Here is a 3,867-nt window from a genome sequence, read left to right as displayed (position 1 = left end):
GCCGCGGGCGGTGAGGACGCGGGCCTTGCGGCGGCCGCGGCCGGCCACCACGTCCGCGAACGCGGCCCCGAGGACCGCGTTCATCCGCGGGCTCATGTGCTTGTCCCGCCCGCCGGCGAGCAGCACGACGCCGGGGTCGGCCTCCCGGGCGGCGATCCGCGCGAGGCGGTCGAGCTCGTCGAGGGAACGGGGCAGGGGCAGCAGCACCGTGCGGGCCCCGCGCACCGCGTCCTCGGGGGCGGCGGCGCGGTGCACCGTCCCGGCGTGGGGGCCAAAGCGTCCGGCCCGGCGCCACGCCTCGAGGTTGGCGTCGAGGGAGCGCTCGTGCGAGGCCTCGTCCTGGTGCACGGACACGTCGTGCCCGGCGGCGAGCAGCGGCAGGGTGAGGGCGCCGTGGCGGTCGTCGAGGACGGCGACGGGACCGGGGGAGTGGCCGCACGCGATCCACCCGGCCAGCGTGTCGAGCAGCAGCAGGTCGGCGGCGTCGTGCGCCTGCCGGCTCTCCTCCTCGGGCAGCGGCCAGCGGGAGAGGGCGCCGAGGTCCACGCCCTCGGTCAGCGAGGTCGGCAGCCCGCCCAGGGCGACGTCCGGGGTCACCCCGGGGGCCAGCGGCTCAGTCATGGTCGATCCACTCCGTTCCGATCGGCTCGGCGCGCCCGGCGCCGGCGGTGATGTCCGCGAGGCGCGCGGCGAAGGCCGCCCGCTGCGCGTCCGAGTCGGGGACGCCCACCCGCAGGCGCACGCCCGCGGCCCCGTAGCAGGCGTCGAGGACGGCGACGCCGGCGGCACGCAGCTCGTTCTCCCAGCGCCCGGCCTGCGCGTGGGGCGCGTCGACGGCGAGGATCGCCTGGCGCGAGCGCGTCACGAGCGGCGTGGTGTCCAGGGCGGCGGAGACGGACTCGGAGTAGGCCCGCACCAGTCCGCCGGCCCCCAGCTTCACGCCGCCGAACCACCGCACGACGACGGCGCACACGTCCGTCAGGTCGGTGCGCCCGGGCGCGGTCTCGCGCGCCGTGAGGGCTTCCAGCATCGGCGTCCCCGCGGTGCCGGCCGGCTCGCCGTCGTCCGAGGACCGGGCGACGGAGCGCTCCGGGCCGAGCACGAACGCGCTGCACACGTGCCGGGCGTCGTGGTGGCGGCGGCGCAGCGCGGCGATCATGGCGCGCGCCTGCGCCTCGTCCGCGACGCGCCCCAGGACGGTGAGGAACCGGCTGCGGCGCACCTCCAGCTCGTGGACGATCCAGCCGTCCTCCCCGGCGGCGAGGCGCGGCAGGACGGTGCAGCGGGCGGGCGGGGCGGACATGCGTCCCAGCGTAGACGCGGTCGCGCCGGCGGGCGGCGACCGCGGGGGCGGGCGGGGGCGCCGATGACCGCTTCCGGTAGAGTCGCTCGCCGTGCCATCACGGGCACAGGAGCCTGCGGAGGCCCGTTGGAACGGCCCCGGGGGCTTCGTCTCCGACCCGAAGTGATCTCACGTGAACTCACTGCTCACCCGTCTCCATGACCGGCTGGGGCTGCGCACCTCGCCCGCGGTGTTCTTCTCCGCCGCCGCCGTCATCATCCTCTTCACCGTCGCGATGGGCCTCTTCCCCGGCCCCGTCCAGGCGGTCTTCGGCGCCGCGGCGCACTGGCTGCGCTACGACGTCGGCTGGTTCTACACCCTCGCCGCCACGCTCCTGCTCGCCGTCTGCCTGATCCTCGCGGTCTCGCGCTACGGCCGCGTCAAGCTCGGCGACGACGACGCCTCGCCCGAGTACTCCGGGCTCGCCTGGTTCGGCATGATGTTCGCCGCCGGCATCGGCGCCGTGCTCATGTTCTGGGGCATCGCCGAGCCCATGACCCACTACGCGCTGCCGCCGCTGGAGGGGACCGAGCCGTACTCGGACCAGGCCGCGGTGCAGGCGCTGAACATCGCCAACTTCCACTTCGGCCTGCACATGTGGGCCATCCTCGTGGTCCCGGGCCTGTGCTTCGGCTACTTCACGTACAAGCGGAACCTGCCTCCGCGCGTGTCCTCCGCCTTCCAGCCGCTGCTGGGGGACCGGATCCACGGCCCGATCGGCAAGACCATCGACGTCATCGCGATCGTCTCCACGGTCTTCGGCATGGGCGTGTCCACGGGCATGGGCGCCCTGCAGATCAACGCGGGCGTCAACTACGTGTTCGGCGTGCCGGTGGCCGGCTGGGTGCAGGCCCTGATCCTGGCCGTCATCACGGCCGTGGCCGTCGCCTCCGCCCTGGCGGGCATGGACAAGGGCGTCAAGCGCCTGTCCTACCTCAACATCGTCCTGGCCGTCGCGCTGATGCTCTGGGTCCTGATGTGGGCCGCCTCCAGCATGGACGTGGTCCGGGGCGTCATCGAGTCCTTCGGCCGCTACCTCGGCTCCCTGCCGCTGCTCACCACCTTCAACGACACCCTCGGCGGCGGCACCTGGTCCGGCGACTGGACTGTCTTCTACTGGGCCTGGACCGTGTCCTGGGCCCCGTTCGTGGGCATGTTCGTGGCCCGCATCTCCCGCGGCCGCACCATCCGCGAGTTCGTGTTCGCCTCCCTGGGCCTGCCCACGGCGTTCGTGATCGTGTGGATGGGCGTCTACGGCTACTCCGCGATCTTCGCGGACCGCGCGGCCGCCCCGGAGGCGGGCACCGGCGGGCCGCTCGCGCAGACCATCGCGGGGGAAGGGAACGTGCAGGTCGCCCTGTTCCAGTTCCTGCAGGAGATGCCGCTGTACCTGCCGATCGCCGTCCTCGCGCTGATCGTCATCGTGATCTTCTTCGTCACCTCCATCGACTCGGGCGCGCTCGTCATGGACGCCATGGCCAACGGCCACGAGGAACTCGCACCGCGCCGCCAGCGCGTGTTCTGGGGCGTCTCCGTCGGCGCCGTCTGCACCGCGATCATCGTCACCGCGGGCGACGACGGGCTGAACGCGCTCCAGGAGGTCATCATCGTGATCGGCTTCCCGGTCATGGTCCTCACCGTCCTGCAGGCGCTGCTGCTGCTCCAGGCCCTGCGCGAGGACGCCGGCGCGGCCCGGCCCCTGCGCACCCGCCAGTGGAAGCGCGTGCTGCCCCCGGAGGAGTACCACCGCCGCGCCCGCGAGGACGCCAGCGTCCGGGAGGAGTACGCCATCCGTCCGGAGTTCGAGGTCGGCACCGAGCCCGAGTACGAGACCCACACGCCCAACACGTGGCACGCCCAGCAGTCGGCCGCCCGCCGCGCGGCCGTGTCCGTCGGCCTCACCGGCGGCGTGGCCTCCGGCAAGTCGGCCGTGGCCGCGGAGTTCGAGCGGCTCGGCGCCGTCGTCGTGGACTACGACGACCTCATGCGCGAGATCCTCGTGCCCGGCCACCCGGCCGTGGACGAGCTGCGGGACGTCTTCACGGCCGAGGTGGTGGCCGACGACGGCACCGTCGACTGGCTCGCGCTCGACGCTCTGACCGCGGAGTCCCCGTCCGCGCGCACCCGCCTCCACGAGGTGGTGGCCCCCGTGGTCCGGGCCGAGGCCGACCGACGCGCCACGGACGCCGGCGAGTCGTCCGTCCTGGTGGTGGACCTCGCCCTGCTGGTCGACGCCGCCGACGTCCGCGACTTCGACCAGGTGCTCGAGGTCCTCGCCCCCGCCGAGGTCCGCGTGGCCCGGCTCATGGACGAGCGCGGGCTGGACCGCGAGCAGGCGTGGGCCGAGGTGGACGCGGACGAGCAGCGCCGCCCCGCGCTGGGCGGCACGCACACCGTGCTGGCCAACGAGGGGGACCGGGCCGAGCTGGAGCGCTCCGTCCGGGACTGGTGGGACGAGGTCGTGGAGTCTGCGCGCGCGAGCGCGGCCGGCGCCCCGGACCCCGCCTCCGCCGGCTGACCCGGAC

General features: G+C 74.5%; 2 protein-coding genes and 1 pseudogene. 1 reads left to right on the top strand and 2 read right to left on the bottom strand.

What is annotated here, in order from left to right; all coding sequences use genetic code 11:
• A pseudogene (locus tag NWP10_RS10885) lies at positions 1-621 on the bottom strand (16S rRNA methyltransferase); the annotation flags it as partial.
• Complete coding sequence (locus NWP10_RS10880; protein ID WP_258300920.1) at positions 614-1,303, bottom strand: YigZ family protein; 690 nt, start codon at positions 1,301-1,303, stop codon at positions 614-616. The pseudogene NWP10_RS10885 and the gene NWP10_RS10880, both read right to left, overlap by 8 nt.
• A 172-nt stretch (positions 1,304-1,475) precedes the next feature.
• Here NWP10_RS10880 and coaE point away from each other — a divergent pair, with 172 nt between their 5' ends.
• A complete protein-coding gene (gene coaE, locus NWP10_RS10875; protein ID WP_258300919.1) occupies positions 1,476-3,860 on the top strand; it encodes a dephospho-CoA kinase in 2,385 nt (794 codons plus the stop codon).
• Positions 3,861-3,867 lie beyond the last annotated feature (7 nt).

The sequence above is a fragment of the Micrococcus sp. HG099 genome, assembly GCF_024723355.1.
Classification (GTDB): domain Bacteria; phylum Actinomycetota; class Actinomycetes; order Actinomycetales; family Micrococcaceae; genus Micrococcus; species Micrococcus endophyticus.
Note: the sequence above shows the minus strand (reverse complement) of the source record. Positions and strands in the feature narration are given on the sequence as shown.